Below are 19,621 nucleotides of genomic sequence, written 5' to 3'. Positions count from 1 at the left end.
TTCGACGTGGGGCGTCGCCTTCGATGGAACGAATCGCGCACGAAAGGCCGCTACGCCGCGCGCGACGGTGACGCGAGCGCGTCGATCGACTGGATGGCGACGCTGCGCGCAAAGCGTTCGATGCGGCTCGACGCGCGGCATCTTCGCTATCGGCGCACGCGAGGCGAGAGCGCGGCGCTGCATTGCTTTCTTCTCGATTGCTCCGGCTCGATGCTCGCGGGCGAACGGCTTGCGCGCGCGAAGGGCATGCTCGTCGCGTTGTTCGATCGGGCGTATCGCGAACGCGCGATGATCGCGCTCGTGTGTTTCGGCGGCGGACGTGCGGAAGTGCGCCGCCAGCCGGGCGCCGCGCACTGGTTCAACGAGCGCTGGGTCGCGCCGATCGGCGGCGGTGGCGGCACGCCGCTCGCGCTCGGGCTGTCGAGCGCCGCCACGGTGCTCGAACGCGCGGCCCGGCACAGGCCGTCGCAACGGCGCTGGTTGTGGGTGCTGACCGACGGCCGCACGAACGAGAAGCCGAACGCGCCGACATCGGCCGATGAAATCGTCGTCGTGGATTTCGAAGAGGGCGCGATTCGAGCCGGACGCGGCGAAGCGCTTGCGCGCGGCTGGGGCGCGCGATACATCACCGCCGACGCACTGAGCGCAGGCGATAATTACTCATACCATCGCGGCGTATAAACCCAATCGCCTACTATGCGCGTCGTCGATGAACCGATTATTACCATCGTCCGCATATCGACGAGTTCGCTTTTCAATTCGCCCAGCGTCACGATGCGTAATGCTTCGGCCGGACGCCCGATATCTCGTCCCAGAACGACGGGCGTGTGCGCACCGCGATGCCGCTTCACGATCTCGATCGCGCGGTCGAACTGCCAAGGCCGCGCTTTCGACAGCGGGTTATAGAACGCCATCACGAGATCGGCTTCGCCCGCAAGCGCGATGCGTTTCTCGATCACGCTCCACGGCTTCAGGTTATCCGAGAGCGACAGCGCGCAAAAATCGTGGCCGAGCGGTGCGCCCGCACGCGCAGCCGTGGCGAGCGATGCCGACACGCCCGGCACGATCGAGAGTTTCACCGCGCTCCATTCGGGATGCACCGCGTGTCCTTCGTCGAGCGCTTCGAGCACGGCGGCCGCCATCGCGAACACGCCCGGATCGCCGGACGACACGACGACCACGCGCCGTCCCTCGCTCGCCAGTTCGAAAGCGTGGCGCGCGCGCTGCAATTCCTCGCGATTGTCGGTCATGTGCACGCGCTGATCGTCGCGAAACGGTCCGGCCATGCGCACGTACGTTTCGTAGCCGAGCACGTCTTGCGCGGCGATGAGCGCGGCGCGCGCGGCCGGCGTCATCGATTCCGCGCTGCCGGGGCCGAGTCCGATCACGGTCAGCGTGCCGCGCGCACGGCCGATCGATTGCGCATCGATAGGTGCATCGCCGACGTGCAATGCAATATCTTGCGTATCGCCGGCGTCGTGAAAGCGCAGCGGTACGTTCAAAGCATGCGCGGCATCTTCGAGTGATCGCGACGTCATGTAACGCACGGGCGCTGTCAATGCCGCGAGCGCAAGCGGCGATAAACCTTGCGCGCGCATCGCGGCATGAACGCGTTCGGCGACGTCATCATCGGGCGATACGTGCCCGATCCACGCGAGCACGCAGCGCGGATGAATCACGAGACTGTCTTCATCGCGCGTGGCGAGCGGCGTGATGCGCACGGCAAGACGCGCATCGCGGGCGCGGGGCAGATCGGCATCGTCGAGCCAGGGCGCATGGCCTTCGATGCGCGTCGTTTCGCCCGCGAGCAAATCCGATACGAAGCGCTTGCCTCGCTCGATATCCGCGAGCGCATAACCTTCGGGCGGCGCGAGCAGGCATTGACCGAAGCGCAGTTCGCCGCTCGTCGTGATCGCGGGCGCGATGCCGAGCGCGTCGCCGATCTCGCGCGCCAGCACGTTCACGCCGCTCATGCCGCCAAGCAGCGGCACGACCGCGCTGCCATCTTGCGCAACGGCGAGCACGGGCGGTTCAGCGCCCTTGTCGGCAAGAGACATCGCGAGCGCGCGGATCACGATGCCCGCCGAGCACAGCGCGATAATCGGCGTACCCGACGCATACAGCGCGCGCACGTGCGCAGCGAAATCATCATACGCGATGTCCGCGTTCACGCGGCTGGCGAGGCCATGCACGCGCGAATGCGCCAAGCGCGCCTGAATTCGCCGCGCCGTATCGAGCGCGCCCGCGCCGAGAATGACGATCGCCATCGGCATGGAAGTCGTCACGCGCGCCATTTTTTCCCCGGCACGACGAGCAGCGAGAAGTAGGGCGACGCCATCGGATCGACTTCATCGAGCGGCACGATGCGCTGATTTGACATCGTCGCGCGCTCGACATACAGCGCGCGCCGATCGAGTCCAAGCTCGCCGAGCACGCGCCGCACTTTCTCGAAGTTGCGGCCGAGCTTCATGATGACCGCCGCGTCCGCCGCTTCGAGACGGCGCTTCAGATCGTCTTCCGGCAATACGCCCGACAGCACCGACAGACTCTGATTGCGGTACACGAGCGGCACGCCCAGCACCGCGACGCCGCCGAGCATCGAGCACACGCCGGGCACGACATGCGCATCGAAACGCCCGGCGAGACGGTCGTGCAGATACATGTACGAGCCGTAGAAAAACGGATCGCCTTCGCAGATCACGGCGACGTCGCGTCCGGCTTCGAGATGACCCGAGATCGTGAGCGCGGCTTCGTCGTAGAAGGCGCTGATGATCGTCTCGTAGCAGAGCGGCGGTTCGAGCGCTTCGGTCGTGACCGGATAGACGAGCGGCAGCCGCGTCTGCGTGTCGTCGAGATGCGATTCGATGATGCCGAACGCATTGCCCTTCTTGCCCTTCGCGACGAAATACGCGACCACGGGCGCGGCCTTCAGCAAGCGCAGCGCCTTCAGCGTGATCAGTTCCGGATCGCCCGGACCGACGCCCAATCCAAAGAGACGTCCGCGAATCATTCGGCCTCCGAAGCAAGTGCGTTCACCGCCGCCGCCGCCATCGCGCTGCCGCCGCGCCGGCCGAGCAGGGCGACGAAGGGCACGCCACGGCTATCGGCGGCGAGCATCGCCTTGGATTCCGCCGCGCCGATGAACCCGACCGGAAAGCCGAGGATGAGCGCGGGTTTCGGTGCGCCCGCGTCGAGCATGTCGAGCAGATGGAAGAGCGCGGTCGGCGCATTGCCGATCGCGACGATCGCGCCTTCGAGATGCGGCCGCCAGAGTTCGAGCGCGGCGGCCGAGCGCGTGTTGTTCATCGCGCGGGCGCGCTCGGGAATCGATGGATCGCTCAACGTGCAGGCGACGCGGTTATCGGCGGGCAGCCGCGCGCGCGTGATGCCTTCGGCGACCATGCGCGCGTCGCACAGGATCGACGCGCCGGTTGCGAGCGCGCGCCGCCCGGCGATGCCCGCGCCGGATGAGAAGCGCAGATCGCTCACGATATCGACCATGCCGCACGCATGGATCAGGCGCACCGCGAGCTTTTCCAGATCGGCGGGCATGGCGGCGAGGTCGGCTTCGGCGCGGATCGTCGCAAAGGACTGGCGATAAATCTCCGCGCCGTCGCGGATGTAGTCAAGCATCGGCATGGCTCCGGGCGAGCCGTTCGGCCGCCTCTTCGATGGTCAGATCGCGCGCAACGGTTCGTGCGCCGCGATGGAAGTCGTATCGGCCCGGCGCGACGGCATAGAGCGTCACCGGGACCGGATGCGCCGCCGCGCACGAACGCTCGCAGCCGCTCAGATGCACCGCGCTTTCGTCATGCGCGGGCAGCAGCGCGGCGAGGCGATGCGCGTCGGCTTTCGTGTCGGCGCGGCTTTTCGCGCAGCCTTCGGAACCCGCGCACGCGATCAGGCGCGCGAGCGGTTCGCGCGCGTCAGTCGCGAGGCCGAGCGCGTGCAGGCGTTGCAGTACGTCATGCGCGTCTTGCGCGGCGATGCCCGGTATCAGCACGCTTTGCCACGGCGTCATCGCGAGAAGGCATTCGGCGTGCGTGTCGGCGATATCGGCGAGCGCTTCGAGCGTGGTCGCGTCGAGACGCCCGAGCGGCGTTTGCGCGCCCGCATACCACGTCGCGCGATACGGTTCCGCGTGAGCGCCGAGACGCAGCGATGCATCGGCGCTTTCGCGTCGCCAGTGCTGAATGCTCGCATCGAAATCGAATGCTTCGACGAAACGCGCAATGCCGATACGCGCAAGCAGATCGCGCATGCGATGTTCTTCCGGCGCGGCCAGCGCGAGAAATCTGCGCAGCACGCTCGATACGAACGGCACCACGTCGCCGCGATCGATCGCGCCGGACGAACCTTGCCGCATCGTGCCCGCGAAGCCGAATGCGAAACGCGCGCCATCGTCGATGGCAGATAGCCACACGTCGTGCGGATGTTCGAGCATCGCGAGGCGCTCGCCGGCATCGAGCTGCAAAGCGAACTTGGGCGAGAGCGCATGGAGCGACGCGTCGGCCTGCATCGCGTCGATGATCCGGGCGGCGAGCGCGCGCGTGTCCGCGCTCGCGAGCGGACTGAGCATCACGTTGCGCAGGTCGTCGCCGCCGGCCGTCGACGGGCCGAGGCCCGCGTCGAGCGCGATGTCGATCAGCGCGGCGTGGGCATCGTCGCGAATGCCGCGCAACTGGAGATTCGCGCGATTGGTCACCTCGATCACGCCCGTGCCGCACACACGCGCCGCCCGCACGACGGCCCGCGCCGCGTGCGCGCTCAACACGCCGCCCGCAAGCCGCAGGCGCGCGAGGCCGCCGTCGCGCGCGGGCACGATGCGCATCAGGCCCGGACACGCGGAGGCGCGCGGCGCGGCGGTGAGCGATGAGCGGTCGAATGAAGTCAAAAGCGTGACCCGTTGGGCTTCGCGCATGATGAGCGAACCGGTACACCCCGCCCGGTCGGCGTCGCGCGAATGCGGTGAGTCGGCAGGTCTCTTGGCTGGCAGGTCTTCATTCGCGCCAGCCTTCCCGGTAAAAACCAGTGGCAGTGGAGCGCGGACTCGCTGCGTACAATTGCGGGGGCAGCCACAGTTTTCTGTGTTCCCTCTTAGGCCCCAGCGGGGCACCGACGGACCTGTATTATGCCCGCTTTTATCGACCATCCAGGCGCTTCCAGGCAAGCCGAAGCGCATTCCGAATCGCATGAAGGAGGCCGCCCATGTCGAACTGGCTGACCGTGGTGGGGATCGGCGAAGACGGCTGGCACGGCCTCTCGCGCGTTGCGCGCCGCGCGCTGCTCGACGCCCAGTCGATTCACGGCGGCGAGCGCCATCTCGCGTTGCTGCCCGCGCGCATCGCCGCGAGCCGCGTGCCGTGGCCGAAGCCCTTTTCGCTCGATGCCGTGCTCGCCGCGCGCGGCGACGGCAAGACGCGCATCTGCGTGCTCGCGAGCGGCGATCCGATGTGCTTCGGCGTCGGCGCGACGCTCGCGCGGGAGGTCGCCGGCGGCGAGATGCGCGTCATTCCCGCGCCGTCGTCGTTGTCGCTCGCGGCGGCGCGTTTGCGCTGGGCGTTGCAGGATGCGGTGTGCGTGTCGCTCGTCGGGCGGCCGGTCGCGTCGCTGCTCGCGAGCCTGCATCGCGGCTTGCGCCTGCTCGTGCTGAGCGCCGACGGCGCGACGCCCGCCGCCGTCGCCGCGCTGCTGACCGCGCATGGCTTCGGCGCGAGCCGCATGACCGTGTTCGAGCATCTCGGCGGGGACAAGGAGCGCCGCATCGACGAACGCGCCGACGACTGGCGCGAGCCGCTCGTCGCCGCGCTCAATCTCGTCGCGATCGAATGCCGCACGCATGCCGGACACGCCGGCCCGCCGCTTACGCCGGGTTTGCCCGACGACGCCTATCGTCACGACGGCCAGCTCACGAAGCGCGACGTGCGCGCCGTGACGCTCGCGCGCCTCGCGCCGCAGCCGGGCGAACTGCTTTGGGACGTCGGCGCGGGCTGCGGGTCGATCGGTATCGAATGGATGCGCGCGCACGCCGCATGCCGCGCGATCGCGATCGAGGCGAACGAAAGCCGGCAGCGTCTCATCGAACACAACCGCGATGCGCTCGGCGTGCCCGCGCTTCAGCTCGTGAAAGGCGAGGCGCCCGCCGCGCTCGACGGCCTGCGCGCGCCCGACGCCGTTTTCATCGGCGGGGGATTGACGGCGCCGGGCGTGCTCGATGCCTGCTGGGCGCGCCTGCGTCAGGGCGGGCGGCTCGTCGCGAATGCGGTGACGCTGCAAAGCGAGGCTGCGCTCGTCGAATGGCGCGCGCGGCACGGCGGCGAGCTGACGCGCATCGGCGTGGCGCAGGCGGAGCCGCTCGGCAGTTTCGACACGTGGCGCCAGGCGCTGCCGATCACGCTTCTGCACGCCAGCAAACCGTGACGCGAAATGCGTGAAGAACCGCCGGAAAACATGAAGCGCGTGCTGCTGCTCGGCGGCACCGGCGACGCACTCGCGATCGCGCGCGCGTTGTCCGCCGCGCATGTCTACAGTCTCGCGGGCCTCGGGCGCGTGCCGGGCGATCTCGCGTGCGCGGTGCGCGTCGGCGGCTTCGGCGGCATCGACGGGCTCGCGCGCTATCTGCGTACGGAGAACATCGCGCTCGTCGTCGATGCGACGCATCCGTATGCCGCGCAGATGAGCCGTCACGCGCGCGACGCCTGCGCGTTCGCCGGCGTCCCGCTCTGGGCGGTGCGCCGTCCCGCGTGGCAGCCGCAGCCGGGCGACGACTGGCGCGATGCGGCCGACTGGCGCGAAATCGTCGCGCGAATCGCGTTGTTTCGCCGGCCGCTTTTCACGCTCGGGCGCGAGGCGCTTGCGCATCTGCATGAAATCCCCGCGTCGCAGCACTGGACGATCCGCTGTCTGGAAGCGCATTCGGGCAACGCGCGCGCGAAGATCGTCGATGCGCGCGGGCCGTTCGATCTCGAAGGCGAGCGCGCGCTGTTCGACGCAGCGGGCATCGATGTCGTGGTCAGCAAGAACAGCGGCGGACGCGCGACCGAAGCGAAGCTCGTCGTCGCGCGCGAACGCGGCCTGCCGGTCGTGATGCTCGTGCGGCCTTCGCTGCCGCACGCCGACAAAACGTTCGACGACGCCACGAGCGCCCGCGACGCGCTCGCGCGCTGGCTCGACCGAATCCACTCATCCGAAACATGACGATCTATTTCATCGGCGCCGGACCGGGCGATCCGGAACTCATCACCGTCAAGGGACAGCGGCTCATCCGCGCGTGTCCCGTGATTCTGTATGCCGGCTCGCTCGTGCCGAAAGACGTGCTCGACGGGCATCGCGCGGAGAAATGCATCAACACGGCCGAGCTGGATCTCGATGCGATCGTCGCGCTGTTGCAGGACGCGCACGCGAACGGGCAGGACGTGGCGCGCGTGCATTCGGGCGATCCGTCGCTTTACGGCGCGATCGGCGAGCAGATTCGCAGGCTCGACGCGCTCGCGATTCCCTACGAAGTCGTGCCGGGCGTGACGGCGACGGCGGCGTCGGCGGCGGCGCTGAAGCGGGAACTGACGTTGCCCGGCATTTCGCAGACGGTGATCCTCACGCGCTACGCGACGAAAACGTCGATGCCGGAAGGCGAAAGCCTCGCGGATCTCGCCCGTCATCGCGCGACGCTCGCGATTCATCTCGGCGTGCGGCATATCGAGCGCATCGTCGCGGAACTGGTGCCGCACTATGGCGCGGATTGCCCGGTGGCCGTCGTGTTTCGCGCGAGCTGGCCGGACGAGACGCGTATCGAAGGCACGCTCGCGGAGATCGCGCCGAAAGTGCGCGCGGCGGGCATGGAGCGCACGGCGATGATCCTCGTCGGCCGCGTGCTTTCCGCCGATGGCTTCGCGGATTCGACGCTCTACGCAAAAGACTGATCACGCGATGCGCGACCTCGACACCGTGTTCGACGCGCTCGCGAAATCGGCATTCCGGCGGCGTTTTGCGCTCGGTGTGCGCGAGGGAAAATATCTGCGGGAAAAGGGCGTCGACACGGTGATCGCGCAGGCGCGCGAACTGATCGGCAAGCGGCTCGCGCCGCCCGCGCCGCTGAACGACGGCAAGCAGACGCCGTTTCGCGGGCATCCGGTATTCATTGCGCAACACGCGACGGCGACGTGCTGCCGCTCGTGCCTGGCGAAATGGCATGGCATCGCGGCGGGCAAGGCGCTCGACGACGCCGAGCGGCAACATGTCGTCGACGCGATCGCGCGCTGGCTGCGCGCGCAACCGTTGCCGGCCGCGAGTGTCGACGCGCCGGACAATCCGCAGCGCGAATTGCCTTTCTGATGCTGCGTCAGCGTGCGCGGTCCATCGCCGGATCGACGGCGACCGCGCCTGCTTCGAGACGCGTACGCCGTATCGCCACGACAATCAGCGACGCGAAAACCAGCGGCCCTAGACCGATGCCGTAATGCTTCGCGAGCAGATCGCCCATCTGCGGATAGAGCCACGCGACGCCCAGAATCGCGAGTTCGCCGCGCAGCCAGCCGTCGCGCAATGCGCGTGCGGCGATGAGCGCGAGCGGCACGCCGAGCCAGACGGCATCGTAGTTATAGATGTAGGGGCTCATCATGAAAGTCGCCGCGACGAGCGCCGTCGCGCGCACTTCCAGCGCTTTCGCGTTGCGCCATACCCACGCGACCGCGCACAGCGCGACGAACGCCTGACACGCCTGCGCGGCGTAAGCTGCGCCGACGGCGACGTGCGCCATGCGCAAGGTCGCGAAGAGGCTCGCCGTCTGGTCCCAGGGCAGCACGCCGCTCGCGATGTAGCCGTTGGCTTCGTGGAGGCCGTGCAGGAAGATCGGCACGATATCGAGACCGAATACGCCGATTGAAATCGCGGTGAAGAGGGTCGCCGTCACGGCGGCCGCGATGAACGTCGTCCACATGCCCGCGCACGCGAGCGCGACCGGAAACAGGATCGCCAGATGCGGCTTGATCGACAACAATCCGATGAATATGCCCGCGAGCACGGGCCGCGAGCGCATCGAGAGGAAAGCTGCGAGCGCGAGACTCGCGGTGAGGCAGGCGTTCTGTCCTTGCGCCGCGTTCAGCCAGAGGCCGGGAAACGCGAGAATCCACACGAGCATGTGGCGCATCGGCAGGGCGCGGCGGATCAGGAAGACGAAGAGCGCGGACGAGAGGCCGATAAAAAGCGCATACGCCATAGGCGCGGACAGCCACGCGAGCGGACGCACCAGCAGCAGAAAGTTGGGCGGATAGAACCACGGGCCCGGCCGCACGATGTTCGGCGAGAGTTGCCGCGCGGCGAGTTCGATCGCGGGCCATGAATAGGCGTGAAGCGGCGTTCCGTCGAGCGTGAGGCGCGACGCGGTCCAGAACGTCAGAAAGTCCCAGCCGCCCGGGTGGCCGTATTCGGTCCACGAATGCCACGCGTTGAAAAAGAACCCGAAGCCCTGAAAGGCGAGCAGGACGGTGGCGAAATAAGCGCTGACGCGCGAGGCGTTGAGCCAGCGCCGGCCGGGGTCGCGTGCGAGGGAAGCGGGTTGGGTCGTCATCCGTGCGATATCGGCGGATGGCGGGGGAACTTTAGCTCATCACCCGTGCTGCCCCGGCGCGCGCCGGCCCTTCGCCCGCCGCGCCAGCATGTTCAGGCCCTCGACCAGCGCCGAGAACGCCATCGCCGCATAGATGTAGCCCTTCGGCACGTGCGAGCCGAATCCTTCGGCGATCAGCGTCATCCCAATGACGAGCAGGAAGCCGAGCGCGAGCATCACGATCGTCGGATTGCGCTCGATGAAGCGCGACAGCGGACCCGCGGCGAACAGCATCACGGTCACGGCGGCGATCACCGCGACGAACATGATCGGAATGTGCTCGGTCATGCCGACCGCCGTGACGATGCTGTCGATGGAAAACACGAGATCGAGCAGCAGGATCTGGCCGATCGCCGATAGCGGCGTCAGCGCCTTGCCGGATTGCGAGCCGGCCTGCGCGTCGTCGTCGTGCGTGACGTGGTGGCGGATCTCGGTCGTCGCCTTCCAGACGAGAAACACGCCGCCCGCAATCAGAATCAGATCGCGCCACGAAAAGCCGTGTCCGAACGCTTCGAAGATGGGCGTCGTGAGCCGCACGATCAGCGCGACCGTGCCGAGCAGACCGAGCCGCATGATCAGCGCGAGCGCAATGCCGATGCGCTGCGTACGCTCCCGATGCGCCGCGGGCAGCTTGTTCGTGAGGATGGAAATGAAAATCAGGTTGTCGATGCCGAGCACGACTTCCATGACGACGAGCGTGGCGAGCGCGGCCCAGGCGGCGGGATCGGCAAGAAGGGCGACGAGATAGTCCATGGTCCGGAAGGTTTCGACAAGTGAGGGCGAGATATTAGCCTGATCGCCGCGAATAGTGAAAGGAACTTGAAAACTTCATGTGAATCGAAATGCTCGGTGGTTTCCGCTGCCCATTGCGTTGACGAAGTCGATCAATCAGTCACAAATACCGGAATTGAAACGCTTATTTGCGCTTGATCCGATGATGCGCCGCCGCATTTACGGGTAAACTCCTATGCTTTCGCGCCGCGTGTCCGTGGCCGCCGTCCAACCTCCTGCCGCCGCAGAACACCGAACCGCAACCCGCAATGCAGGGAAAATCACAACGTCTCATCGAGCTGGACTTTTTTCGGGGGCTGGTGCTGCTCATCATCGTCGTCGATCATATCGGCGGCAGCATGGTGTCGCGCTTTACGCTTCATTCTTTCGCACTGAACGACGCCGCCGAAGTCTTCGTGTTCCTCGGCGGTTTCGCCACGGCGACCGCGTATGGGGCGCTCGCGGAACGCCGCTCCGAAAGCGCGGCGCGCCGGCGCTTCCTCAGACGCGCGTTCGAGCTTTATCGCGCGTTTCTCATCACTGCGGCGCTGATGCTCGCGGCTTCGTTCCTGATGCGGCCGTTTTTCGGACACGCGCCGAATCTCGCGCTGCATGACCTCGACAGTCTGATTTCGCAGCCCGTTTCGTCGATCGCGCAGATTCTCACGTTCGAGCGCCAGCCGTATCTCGCCGCCGTCTTGCCGATGTACGCGCTCTTCGCGCTCGCCGTGCCGCTCATGCTGCCGCTCGCGCGCAGCAAGCCTTGGCTTCTGTTGGGGCTCAGTCTCGCGTTGTGGGCTTTCGCGTCGCAGATTGGCGAATTCATGCCGTCCGTCGATGACAACCTCTGGGACTTCAATCCCGCCGCGTGGCAGTTGATGTTCGTGCTCGGCGTGCTGGCGCGCTGCCAGCCGGTCTACCAGCGGGTGAGCGCGAACCGCTTCGGCTGGATCGTGAGCGCGGGCGCGGTCGCGCTGATCGCCGGCATGGCGTACTACAAGCTGCTCGTGCTGCCGCCCGTGCTGGATAGCGCATTCAAGCGCGATCTGGCCGGTCCGCGCGTCGTCAATTTCCTCGCCATCGCGTGGATCGCCGCGAATCTGGCGCGCTATGGCGTCGTGAAGGCCGTGGCGCAGCGGCTGCCGTGGATCGGCGCGCTGGGGCGTGACGGCATGGTGTCGTTCGTCGCGGGCACGGTGATCTCGCTCGTCGTCGATTCGATCCTGTTCACGCTGACCGATGGCCTCGTCAACGTGCCAGCGGGACTCGCCGCCGATGCCATCGCGATCGGTGCGCTGCTCGCCGTGCCGCATGTGCATCGGCGGGTTTCGACCTGGCTCGGTACGCGTCAGCCGGCGACGGTGGCGGTGCCGGCCGCCGCAACCGCCGATAATCGGGCGCGCTGAAGACATAACCACGCGGACAGTTCGCTGTCCGCTTTTTTATGTGCTTTTCGTGCAACTAACGGTCTCGCCGCGAGCCCGCCGTTGACGACCGCCGAGGCACGAGTTTTGCAAGCAAAGCGTAGAGTCCAACAAAAAACTGCCTGCTCATGCTCAAACTCGCCATTCTCTTCGCGATCATTTCCGTCGTCGCCGGACTCTTTGGTTTTACGCGCGTATCGTCCGGCGCGGCGGGCATCGCCAAGATCTGCTTCTTCATCTTCCTGATTCTGTTCGTCGTGTTCCTGGTCATTGCGATCACGGCGGGGTCGCTCGTCCTGTAGCGCGGCGAGACGCGCGGCCCGACCGCGCGCTTCCTCGGATCGACCCGCGCGCCGCGACAGTGTTACATTGCCGCGAGAAGCAAGCTCAAAAGGAGGAGGCGATGCAGCATGCCGTCGGCGCGGCCTTGCAGCCTGCGCAGCGCGATGTCATCCGACATTCGCACGAGCGCTCGGCCACATTCGGCCTGTTCGAGACGATGCGCCCGGATTACGCCGTGCTATCGGGCGCGGAACTCGCCGTCAAGCTCGGTGAAAGCCGCGCGCTCTTCGCGCACGCGCTTCCGGTGATGGAAACGCTGTACGCGCAGATCGCCAACACGCACAGCATGATCGCGCTCACGGACGCGAGCGGTCTCATCCTCCATTCGCTCGGCGACGACGATTTCCTCGTCCGCGCCGAAAAAGTCGCGTTGCGCGCGGGCGCGGTGTGGAGCGAGGCGCATCAGGGCACCAACGCGATCGGCACGACGATCGCCGAGCGCAACGCCGTCACCGTGCACGGCGACCAGCACTACTTGCGCGCCAATCATTTCCTCACGTGTTCGAGCGTGCCGATCCTCGATCCGCACAGCAATCTGTCCGGCGTGCTCGACGTCACCGGCGACCGTCGCGGCTATCACCAGCACACGATGGCGCTCGTGAAAATGTCGGGGCAGATGATCGAGAACCGCCTGATCGCGAGCACGTTCGGCGACGGGCTGTGCATCCGCTTTCACAGCCGGCCCGAGTTCATCGGCACGTTGATGGAAGGCCTCGCCGTCTTCGATCTCGACGGCCGCCTCCTCTGCGCGAACCGCAGCGCGCAATTCCAGCTCGGGCTCGAACTCAAGGATCTGCGCTCGCAGACACTCGAAGCGCTGTTCGGCGAACGCGTCGATGCGCTCGTCGCGTGGACGGGCGACGCACCGTGCCGGCTCGAACTTCATAGCGGCGTCGTGGTGTTCGCGAGTGTCGAATGTCATGCGCGGCCTGTGTCGAATGTGACGCGCACGGCGACCGCCATCGCCGTGCGCGAGCAGGCCGGCTCCAGCCTCGCCGATCTCTGCACCGGCGACGCGCAGATGAACGACGTCGTCGCGCGCGTGCGCAAAGTCATCGGCAAGAACATCGCGATTCTGATCGGCGGCGAAACGGGCGCGGGCAAGGAAATGCTCGCGCGCGCGATTCACAGCGATTCGCCGCGCCGCGCGGGGCCGTTCGTCGCGGTGAACTGCGCGTCGTTGCCGGAGACGCTGATCGAATCGGAACTGTTCGGCTACGCGCAGGGCGCGTTCACGGGCGCGGCGAAGCGCGGCGCGATCGGCAGGATCGTGCAGGCGAACGGCGGCACGCTCTTCCTCGATGAGATCGGCGACATGCCGCTCGCGATGCAAAGCCGCCTGCTGCGCGTGCTGCAGGAGCGCGTCGTCGAGCCGCTCGGCGCGGCGCGCGCGGTGCCGGTCGATTTCACGCTCGTTTGCGCGAGCAACCGCAAGCTGCGCGAGTGCGTCGCAAAAGGGACGTTTCGCGAGGATCTGTATTACCGCATCAACGGCCTTTCGGTCACGCTGCCGCCGCTCGCCGGGCGGACGGACCTGCGAGCGGTCGTCGACAAGATGTTGCGTCACGAGCGTTTCGCGGGCCGCGTCGTCGGCATCGGTGACAATGTGCTCGCGCTCTTCGCGCGCCATCCGTGGCCGGGCAATTTCCGGCAGTTGAGCAACGTGCTGCGCACCGCGTCCGCCATGCTCGACGATCACGACACGCATATCGGCGTCGAGCATCTGCCGCATGATTTTCTCGATGAACTCGGCGAACGCGTTCATCCCGACGACGCACCGCCGCCCGCGATCGGCGCGCGTCTCGTGGATATCGAAGCGAGCGCCGTGGCCGCGTCGCTCAAGGCGCACGGCGGCAATGTTTCGGCGACGGCGCGCGCGCTCGGCATTTCGCGCACGACGCTGTATCGCAAGCTGCGCGTCTAGGCTTCGAGCGTTCCGGTGTCCGGCGCGGCCAGCGAGCCGCTGTGATCCTTGAGTCCGACGCCGGTGAGCTTCAGCCTGCGCGCTTCGTTCAACAGCCACGTCAGCTTGAATGCCGCATGCTCGTAATCGAGTCCTTCGGGCCGCACGTTCGAGATGCAGTTGCGCTCGGCATCGTGGCGGCCGGCGCGCGGCGCGTAAGTTACGTAGAGCCCGAGACTGTCGGGCGAACTGAGGCCCGGCCGCTCGCCGATCATCACGACGACGATCTTCGCCCGTAACAGCTCACCGATACGATCGCCCAGCGCGACGCGCGCCTGCGTCGCGATCACGACGGGCGCCACGTTCCAGCCGTCGAGGTTTCCGCGCAGATGCGCGAGCAACGGTGCGACGTGACGTTGCGCGGCAAACGCCGACAGGCCATCGGCGGCGACGAAGGCAAGGTCGCTTTCCGCGGCATGGGCGGCGAGCCGTTGCGCGCTTTCATCGTCGAGCAGGCGGCCGAGATCCGGGCGGCGCAGATAATGCGCGCGATCCGGCGCGGCGCTTCGCACGCCGAGCGTGTCGAAGCCGGCGGCGCGCAGCGTGTCCGCGAGCGCAGCCGTATCGAGCGGCTGATGCACCGCGTCGCGCGCCTGCGCATGCGCGAGCTCGAATGCGAGCAAGGGCGCGGTCGGCAGGCTGCTGCCCGCGCGGCCGAGCGCGATGCGCGCGTTCGTGAAGCGCCGCAGCGCGTCCCAGGCGTCGGCGTGCGTCATGAGTCGATCCATTCGAGCAAGGCTTGCGTGGGCGCGGTGAGCAGATCGCCGCGCGCGCCGGTGACGCGCATCTTCGCGAGCCATGCTTCGAATTCCGGCGCGCGCTTCAGGTTCAGCACGCGGCGGATATAGAGCGCGTCATGAAACGACGTGCTCTGATAGTTGAGCATGACGTCGTCCGCGCCGGGCACGCCCATGATGAAGTTGACGTTCGCCACGCCGAGCAGCGTGAGAAGCGTGTCCATGTCGTCCTGATCGGCTTCGGCGTGATTCGTGTAGCAGATGTCGCAGCCCATCGGCACGCCGAGCAGCTTGCCGCAGAAGTGATCTTCGAGTCCGGCGCGGATGATCTGCCGGCCGTCGTAGAGATATTCCGGGCCGATGAAGCCGACCACCGTGTTCGTCAAAAGCGGTCTGAAGCGCCGCGCGACCGCATACGCGCGCGCTTCGCACGTTTGCTGGTCGACGCCATGATGCGCATTCGCCGACAGCGCGCTGCCTTGTCCCGTCTCGAAGTACATGACGTTGTCGCCGACGGTGCCGCGCTTCAGCGACAACGCGGCGTCGTGCGCTTCCTCCAGCAGCGCGAGCGATACGCCGAAGCTCGCGTTCGCGCGCTCGGTGCCCGCAACCGACTGAAACACGAGATCGACGGGCGCGCCCTGTTCGATCGCCGCGAGCGTGTTGGTGACGTGCGTGAGGATGCACGACTGCATCGGCACGCCGTAGCGCTGGCGGAAGCCGTCCATCATCGCGAGCAGCCTGCCGATGGCGGCGGGCGAATCGGAGGCGGGATTCACGCCGATGACGGCATCGCCGCAGCCGTAGAAGAGGCCGTCGAGCATGGATGCGGCGATGCCCTTCGGATCGTCGGTCGGATGATTCGGCTGCAGGCGCACCGACAGATGCCCCGGCAGCCCGATGGTCGTCCGAAAGCGCGTGACCACCGGCCGCTTTCCGGCGGCGAGGATCAGGTCCTGGTTGCGCATCAGCTTGGAGACGGCCGCGGCCATTTCCGGCGTGACGCCCATCGTGATGCGTTCGAGCGCGGCGGTGTCGGTGCTGTCGGCGAGCAGCCACTCGCGGAATTCGCCGACCGTCAGATGCGCGATCGGCGCGAACGCTTCGCGCGAGTGCGTATCGACGATGAGGCGCGTGACTTCGTCGTCCTCGTAGGGAATGAGCGGTTCGTCGAGAAACGCGCTGAGCGGCGCCCGCGCGAGCGCCATTTTCGCGGCGATGCGCTCTTCCTCCGTCGCCGCCGCGACGCCCGCGAGTTCGTCGCCGGAGCGGCGCGGGCTGGCGCGCGCGAGCAGCGTCTTCAGGTCGTCGAAGCGGTAGCGGCGCGCGCCGATCGTCTCGTGATAGCTCATCGCTTTTCCCGGCTGGGTCGATGGATGCACTTTATCCGCTTCGCGCGCGCCGCGCCGCGCGCTCAAAAATGCGCTGCCGGGCCGAAATCCGCCTGCATGCGATAATTTTTCGTTCGATTCAGCCAACGCCCGACCGTAGCCCCGTGAAAAACTTGCTCGTTTCCATCGATCGCCTGAGCGATTTCGACGAAATCGTCGATGTCCGCACGCCGCTCGAATTCGCCGAAGACCACGTTCCCGGCGCGATCAACGCGCCCGTGCTCAGCAACGAGGAGCGCGTGATCGTCGGGACGATGTACAAGCAGGTCTCGCCGTTCGAGGCGACGCGCGTCGGCGCGGCGATGGTCGCGCGCAACATCGCGATGCATCTCGACACGATCTTCGCCGGCAAGCCGCGCAACTGGCGGCCGCTCGTCTATTGCTGGCGCGGCGGCAAACGCTCGGGCTCGATGACGACTTGGCTCAACATGATCGGCTGGCAGGCGCGGCAACTCGACGGCGGCTACAAGAGCTACCGGCGCGACGTGATCGAACGGCTCGGCGCGCTGCCGCGGCGTTTTCGCTATATCGCGCTGCTCGGCCATACGGGCAGCGGCAAGACGCGCCTCTTGAACGCGCTCGACGCGGCCGGCGCGCAGACGCTCGATCTCGAAGCGCTCGCGGCGCATCGCGGATCGCTGCTCGGCGCGCTGCCGGGGCGTCCGCAGCCCTCGCAAAAAGCGTTCGATTCGGCGCTCGTCCACGCGCTTTCGGGCTTCGATCCGGCGAAACCGGTTTTCGTCGAGGCGGAAGGGCGGCGCATCGGCGCGATCTCGATGCCCGATGCCGTGCTCGACAATCTGCACGGCGCGTCGTGCGTGCAGGTGGAAGCGCGCCGCGAGGACCGCATCGCGTTTCTGTTGCAGGACTACGGGCATCTCTTCGACGATCCCGCGTTCTTCAAGGCGCAACTGGCGAAGCTCGTCGCGCTGCACAGCCGCGAGCGCGTCGCGCACTGGCATCGGCTGATCGATGAAAACGAACGCGCCGCGCTCTTCGCCGAACTGATCGACCATCATTACGATCCCGCTTACCGGCGCAGCAGCCAGGCGCTGTACACCGAACTGCCGCACGCGGCTCACGTGCTGTTCCGTCCGAACGACGCCGACAGCCTCGACCAGGCGAAAGCGCTGCTCGCGCAACTCGCCGAGACGATGCCCGCGCCCGGCTGACCGAATCTTCACCCCACGAAAGAAAACGATATGACCACGCTCCGACAACCGCGCGTCGCCACCGGCTGGATGGTGTTCCTGCTGATCGCCGTCGCAGGGCTCTTCTACGTGAAATGGTTTCCGTACTACAACCGCGCGTTCGTCGCGGCGAGCCAGCATTCGATCGGCAAATCCATTCTGATGGGCACGGCCGCCAGCGCGCCGGAGCCTTCGTGGCAAGCCGCGCTCGACTACGCGATGGCCTACGGCAAGGCGATCTGGCAAGCGATGGTGCTCGGCCTTCTGCTCGGCTCCGCGGTGCAGGCGCTGATTCCGCCGCGCTGGGTCGCGCGGGCGCTCGGCGAGCATAACTTCGGCAGCGTCGTGAATGGCGGCCTGATGTCCTTGCCGGGAATGATGTGCACGTGCTGCGCGGCGCCGGTCGTCGCGGGCTTGCGGGCGCGCGAGGCGGCGCCGGGCGCGGCGGTCGCGTTCTGGCTCGGCAACACGGTGCTCAATCCGGCGGCGCTGGTTTTCATGGGCTTCGTGCTCGGCTGGCAATGGACCGGTTTGCGCCTCGCGCTCGGCGTGCTGATGGTGTTCGGCCTCGGCTACGCCGTGAATCGCATGGTGACGCCGGCGCAGGCGGCGTCGTCGCGCGCGGCGCTGGCGAAGCTCGTCGAAGAGGACGAGCCGGGCACCGCGTTTTCGCGCTGGATCAAGATCCTCGGCCGCATGACGGTGCGGCTCGTGCCGGAGTACATCGTGCTCGTGCTGCTGCTCGGCGCGGCGCGCGCGTGGCTCTTTCCGCACATCGGGCCGGATATCGGCAACGGCATGCTGTGGATCGTCGCGTTCGCCGTCGCGGGCACGCTCTTCGTGATTCCGACGGCGGGCGAAGTGCCCATCATTCAGGCGATGCTGTCGCTCGGCATGGCGACGGGCCCGGCCGGCGCGCTCCTGATGACGCTGCCGCCCGTCAGCGTGCCGTCGCTCGCGATGCTCGCGCGGTCGTTTCCGCCGCGCGTGCTGGCGTTCGTGGCGGCCGCCGTGGTGCTGTTCGGCATCGTGAGCGGGCTGATCGCGGCGGCGCTGTTCTGAGGGCGCGGGCGTGACGCGTTAGTGAATCGCCGCGCCCGCCTTGATCAGTAACTTGAACGGCAGCGCGAGCAGCATCGCGCCGCCGACGCCCGTCATCCACAGCGCGACGAACCAGAACACCTTTCGCGCGCGTTCAGTGGTAGTGGTGTTCGCCATGGCGCACCTTTCCTCTGAAGACCCAGTAACCCAGCGTCGTATACGCGACGATCACAGGCAGAATCACCGCCGCGCCGACGATCGTGAAAAGCTGGCTCGAACGGGGCGCGGCCGCGTCCCAGATCGATACGCCCGGAAAAATCTCGTGCGGTGAAATGCTCGCGACAAGTCCCGCGTAGCCGAGCAGCACGAAGCCGAGCGCCATCGCGAACGGCCGCTTCTCGTGACGCGACTGAATCGAGCGGCGCATCGCCCACGCGCATGCCGCGACGAGCACCGGCACAGGCAACAGGCGATAAAACAGCGGCGAATCGAACCAGCGCGACGCGATGCCCGCGTCCTGCAGCGGCGTCCAGATGCTGACCACGGCGATCGTCGCGAGCTGCAAGAGCGTCAGCGGCCATACCACGCGATACATCCGCCGCTGCAGATCGCCTTCTGTTTTCGCGATCAGCCAGCACGCGCCGAGCAGCGCATACGTGACGACGAGCGCGCCGCCTGTGAAGATCGAGAACGGCGAGAACCAGCCGAAGGGATCGCCGGCGAAACGGCCATCGGCGACGGGAATGCCGCCGAGAAACGCGCCGAGCGCCACGCCCTGAAAGAACGTCGCGCCCGCCGATCCGCCGATGAACGCGAGGTCCCACATGGGCTTCGTGCGCTGCGCCTTCGCGCGGATCTCGAACGACACGCCGCGGAAAATCAGGCACACGAGCATCAGCACGAGCGGCAGATAGAGCGCGGACAACACGGTCGAATAGACCATCGGGAAAGCGGCGAACAGCCCCGCGCCGCCGAGCACGAGCCACGTCTCGTTGCCGTCCCAGACGGGGGCGACGGTGTTCATCATCACGTCGCGATCATGCTGGTCCGGAAAGAACGGAAAAAGTATGCCGATGCCGAGATCGAAGCCGTCCAGCACGACGTAGAGGAACAGGCCCAACGCGATGATCGCGGCCCAGGCGAGCGTGAGGTCCATAT

General features: G+C 67.1%; 20 protein-coding genes and 1 riboswitch. Of the genes, 10 read left to right on the top strand and 10 right to left on the bottom strand.

Annotation, left to right across the window (positions count from 1 at the left end; translation table 11 throughout):
- Window positions 1-93: 93 nt before the first annotated feature.
- On the top strand, window positions 94-681 hold the full coding sequence (locus NOV72_RS03475; protein WP_106853279.1) for a vWA domain-containing protein: 588 nt from the start codon (window positions 94-96) through the stop codon (window positions 679-681).
- Here the strand turns inward: NOV72_RS03475 and cobJ are convergent.
- Genes cobJ through cobG form a run of 4 tightly spaced genes read right to left on the bottom strand, consistent with a single transcriptional unit; the run spans window position 657 to window position 4,921 of the window.
- Window positions 657-2,294, bottom strand: a complete 1,638-nt coding sequence (gene cobJ, locus NOV72_RS03470) for a precorrin-3B C(17)-methyltransferase (RefSeq protein WP_106853131.1) — start codon at window positions 2,292-2,294, stop codon at window positions 657-659. The genes NOV72_RS03475 and cobJ overlap by 25 nt on opposite strands.
- Window positions 2,282-3,010, bottom strand: a complete 729-nt coding sequence (locus NOV72_RS03465) for a precorrin-2 C(20)-methyltransferase (RefSeq protein ID WP_106853130.1) — start codon at window positions 3,008-3,010, stop codon at window positions 2,282-2,284. Before NOV72_RS03465 ends, cobJ begins: the two co-directional genes overlap by 13 nt.
- A complete protein-coding gene (locus NOV72_RS03460; RefSeq protein ID WP_106853277.1) occupies window positions 3,007-3,633 on the bottom strand; it encodes a precorrin-8X methylmutase in 627 nt (208 codons plus the stop codon). The genes NOV72_RS03465 and NOV72_RS03460 overlap by 4 nt, the downstream gene beginning before the upstream one ends.
- Complete coding sequence (cobG, locus tag NOV72_RS03455) at window positions 3,626-4,921, bottom strand: precorrin-3B synthase (protein WP_216858848.1); 1,296 nt, start codon at window positions 4,919-4,921, stop codon at window positions 3,626-3,628. The genes NOV72_RS03460 and cobG overlap by 8 nt, the downstream gene beginning before the upstream one ends.
- 37 nt (window positions 4,922-4,958) lie before the next feature.
- Window positions 4,959-5,135, bottom strand: a riboswitch (cobalamin riboswitch).
- A gap of 73 nt (window positions 5,136-5,208) precedes the next feature.
- Between cobG and cbiE the strand changes: the two genes are divergently transcribed.
- The 4 genes from cbiE to NOV72_RS03435 are packed head-to-tail and all read left to right on the top strand — an operon-like array spanning window position 5,209 to window position 8,331.
- Window positions 5,209-6,420 carry a precorrin-6y C5,15-methyltransferase (decarboxylating) subunit CbiE gene (cbiE, locus tag NOV72_RS03450; protein ID WP_106853129.1) on the top strand — a complete coding sequence of 404 codons (1,212 nt, stop codon included), beginning with the start codon at window positions 5,209-5,211 and terminating at the stop codon, window positions 6,418-6,420.
- Window positions 6,421-6,450: 30 nt separating this feature from the next.
- On the top strand, window positions 6,451-7,197 hold the full coding sequence (locus tag NOV72_RS03445; RefSeq protein ID WP_106853276.1) for a cobalt-precorrin-6A reductase: 747 nt from the start codon (window positions 6,451-6,453) through the stop codon (window positions 7,195-7,197).
- A complete protein-coding gene (cobM, locus tag NOV72_RS03440) occupies window positions 7,194-7,919 on the top strand; it encodes a precorrin-4 C(11)-methyltransferase (protein ID WP_106853128.1) in 726 nt (241 codons plus the stop codon). The genes NOV72_RS03445 and cobM overlap by 4 nt, the downstream gene beginning before the upstream one ends.
- Window positions 7,920-7,926: 7 nt before the next feature.
- Complete coding sequence (locus NOV72_RS03435; protein ID WP_106853127.1) at window positions 7,927-8,331, top strand: DUF4186 domain-containing protein; 405 nt, start codon at window positions 7,927-7,929, stop codon at window positions 8,329-8,331.
- 7 nt (window positions 8,332-8,338) lie between these two features.
- Here NOV72_RS03435 and NOV72_RS03430 read toward each other — a convergent pair whose 3' ends face one another.
- Window positions 8,339-9,565, bottom strand: coding sequence for a glycosyltransferase family 87 protein (locus NOV72_RS03430; protein WP_106853126.1), 1,227 nt, complete (start codon window positions 9,563-9,565; stop codon window positions 8,339-8,341).
- A gap of 39 nt (window positions 9,566-9,604) precedes the next feature.
- Entirely contained in the window at window positions 9,605-10,357 is a 753-nt protein-coding gene (locus NOV72_RS03425) for a TerC family protein (protein WP_106853125.1), read from the bottom strand.
- A 287-nt stretch (window positions 10,358-10,644) separates the two neighbouring features.
- Between NOV72_RS03425 and opgC the strand changes: the two genes are divergently transcribed.
- From opgC to NOV72_RS03410, 3 genes are all read left to right on the top strand, one after another.
- The gene (opgC, locus tag NOV72_RS03420; RefSeq protein ID WP_106853124.1) at window positions 10,645-11,781 is read left to right on the top strand and encodes an OpgC domain-containing protein; all 1,137 of its coding nucleotides are present in this window, start codon (window positions 10,645-10,647) and stop codon (window positions 11,779-11,781) included.
- A gap of 146 nt (window positions 11,782-11,927) precedes the next feature.
- Window positions 11,928-12,101, top strand: a complete 174-nt coding sequence (locus tag NOV72_RS03415; protein ID WP_035503665.1) for a DUF1328 domain-containing protein — start codon at window positions 11,928-11,930, stop codon at window positions 12,099-12,101.
- Between the two features lie 101 nt (window positions 12,102-12,202).
- Entirely contained in the window at window positions 12,203-14,065 is a 1,863-nt protein-coding gene (locus NOV72_RS03410) for a sigma-54-dependent Fis family transcriptional regulator (RefSeq protein ID WP_106853123.1), read from the top strand.
- Here the strand turns inward: NOV72_RS03410 and eutC are convergent.
- Entirely contained in the window at window positions 14,062-14,820 is a 759-nt protein-coding gene (eutC, locus tag NOV72_RS03405; RefSeq protein ID WP_106853122.1) for an ethanolamine ammonia-lyase subunit EutC, read from the bottom strand. The genes NOV72_RS03410 and eutC overlap by 4 nt on opposite strands.
- On the bottom strand, window positions 14,817-16,193 hold the full coding sequence (locus NOV72_RS03400; protein WP_106853121.1) for an ethanolamine ammonia-lyase subunit EutB: 1,377 nt from the start codon (window positions 16,191-16,193) through the stop codon (window positions 14,817-14,819). The genes eutC and NOV72_RS03400 overlap by 4 nt, the downstream gene beginning before the upstream one ends.
- Before the next feature lie 143 nt (window positions 16,194-16,336).
- Here NOV72_RS03400 and mnmH point away from each other — a divergent pair, with 143 nt between their 5' ends.
- Both mnmH and NOV72_RS03390 read left to right on the top strand, forming a co-directional pair.
- Window positions 16,337-17,404, top strand: coding sequence for a tRNA 2-selenouridine(34) synthase MnmH (mnmH, locus tag NOV72_RS03395; RefSeq protein ID WP_106853275.1), 1,068 nt, complete (start codon window positions 16,337-16,339; stop codon window positions 17,402-17,404).
- 30 nt (window positions 17,405-17,434) lie between these two features.
- Window positions 17,435-18,484: a permease gene (locus NOV72_RS03390; RefSeq protein WP_106853120.1), complete on the top strand. Its 1,050-nt coding sequence runs from the start codon at window positions 17,435-17,437 to the stop codon at window positions 18,482-18,484.
- A gap of 18 nt (window positions 18,485-18,502) precedes the next feature.
- On the opposite strand, the gene NOV72_RS32165 is transcribed toward NOV72_RS03390, so the two are convergent.
- Window positions 18,503-18,640 carry a hypothetical protein gene (locus NOV72_RS32165; protein WP_181290819.1) on the bottom strand — a complete coding sequence of 46 codons (138 nt, stop codon included), beginning with the start codon at window positions 18,638-18,640 and terminating at the stop codon, window positions 18,503-18,505.
- Entirely contained in the window at window positions 18,618-19,619 is a 1,002-nt protein-coding gene (cydB, locus tag NOV72_RS03385) for a cytochrome d ubiquinol oxidase subunit II (protein WP_106853119.1), read from the bottom strand. Before cydB ends, NOV72_RS32165 begins: the two co-directional genes overlap by 23 nt.
- Window positions 19,620-19,621 lie beyond the last annotated feature (2 nt).

The organism is Caballeronia novacaledonica, assembly GCF_900258035.1.
Lineage (GTDB): Bacteria > Pseudomonadota > Gammaproteobacteria > Burkholderiales > Burkholderiaceae > Caballeronia > Caballeronia novacaledonica.
Note: the sequence above shows the minus strand (reverse complement) of the source record. Positions and strands in the feature narration are given on the sequence as shown.

Excerpts from the sequence above, each read along its gene's own strand:
- NOV72_RS03400 (WP_106853121.1), bottom strand. The coding sequence starts at position 16,193 with ATGAGCTATCACGAGACGATCGGCGCGCGCCGCTACCGCTTCGACGAC.
- NOV72_RS32165 (WP_181290819.1), bottom strand. The coding sequence starts at position 18,640 with ATGGCGAACACCACTACCACTGAACGCGCGCGAAAGGTGTTCTGGTTC.
- NOV72_RS03430 (WP_106853126.1), bottom strand. The coding sequence starts at position 9,565 with ATGACGACCCAACCCGCTTCCCTCGCACGCGACCCCGGCCGGCGCTGG.
- NOV72_RS03475 (WP_106853279.1), top strand. The coding sequence starts at position 94 with ATGGCGACGCTGCGCGCAAAGCGTTCGATGCGGCTCGACGCGCGGCAT.
- NOV72_RS03425 (WP_106853125.1), bottom strand. The coding sequence starts at position 10,357 with ATGGACTATCTCGTCGCCCTTCTTGCCGATCCCGCCGCCTGGGCCGCG.
- NOV72_RS03445 (WP_106853276.1), top strand. The coding sequence starts at position 6,451 with ATGAAGCGCGTGCTGCTGCTCGGCGGCACCGGCGACGCACTCGCGATC.
- NOV72_RS03390 (WP_106853120.1), top strand. The coding sequence starts at position 17,435 with ATGACCACGCTCCGACAACCGCGCGTCGCCACCGGCTGGATGGTGTTC.
- NOV72_RS03435 (WP_106853127.1), top strand. The coding sequence starts at position 7,927 with ATGCGCGACCTCGACACCGTGTTCGACGCGCTCGCGAAATCGGCATTC.
- NOV72_RS03410 (WP_106853123.1), top strand. The coding sequence starts at position 12,203 with ATGCAGCATGCCGTCGGCGCGGCCTTGCAGCCTGCGCAGCGCGATGTC.
- cydB (WP_106853119.1), bottom strand. The coding sequence starts at position 19,619 with ATGGACCTCACGCTCGCCTGGGCCGCGATCATCGCGTTGGGCCTGTTC.
- cobJ (WP_106853131.1), bottom strand. The coding sequence starts at position 2,294 with ATGGCGCGCGTGACGACTTCCATGCCGATGGCGATCGTCATTCTCGGC.
- cbiE (WP_106853129.1), top strand. The coding sequence starts at position 5,209 with ATGTCGAACTGGCTGACCGTGGTGGGGATCGGCGAAGACGGCTGGCAC.
- NOV72_RS03465 (WP_106853130.1), bottom strand. The coding sequence starts at position 3,010 with ATGATTCGCGGACGTCTCTTTGGATTGGGCGTCGGTCCGGGCGATCCG.
- cobM (WP_106853128.1), top strand. The coding sequence starts at position 7,194 with ATGACGATCTATTTCATCGGCGCCGGACCGGGCGATCCGGAACTCATC.
- eutC (WP_106853122.1), bottom strand. The coding sequence starts at position 14,820 with ATGACGCACGCCGACGCCTGGGACGCGCTGCGGCGCTTCACGAACGCG.
- cobG (WP_216858848.1), bottom strand. The coding sequence starts at position 4,921 with ATGCGCGAAGCCCAACGGGTCACGCTTTTGACTTCATTCGACCGCTCA.
- NOV72_RS03415 (WP_035503665.1), top strand. The coding sequence starts at position 11,928 with ATGCTCAAACTCGCCATTCTCTTCGCGATCATTTCCGTCGTCGCCGGA.
- NOV72_RS03460 (WP_106853277.1), bottom strand. The coding sequence starts at position 3,633 with ATGCTTGACTACATCCGCGACGGCGCGGAGATTTATCGCCAGTCCTTT.
- opgC (WP_106853124.1), top strand. The coding sequence starts at position 10,645 with ATGCAGGGAAAATCACAACGTCTCATCGAGCTGGACTTTTTTCGGGGG.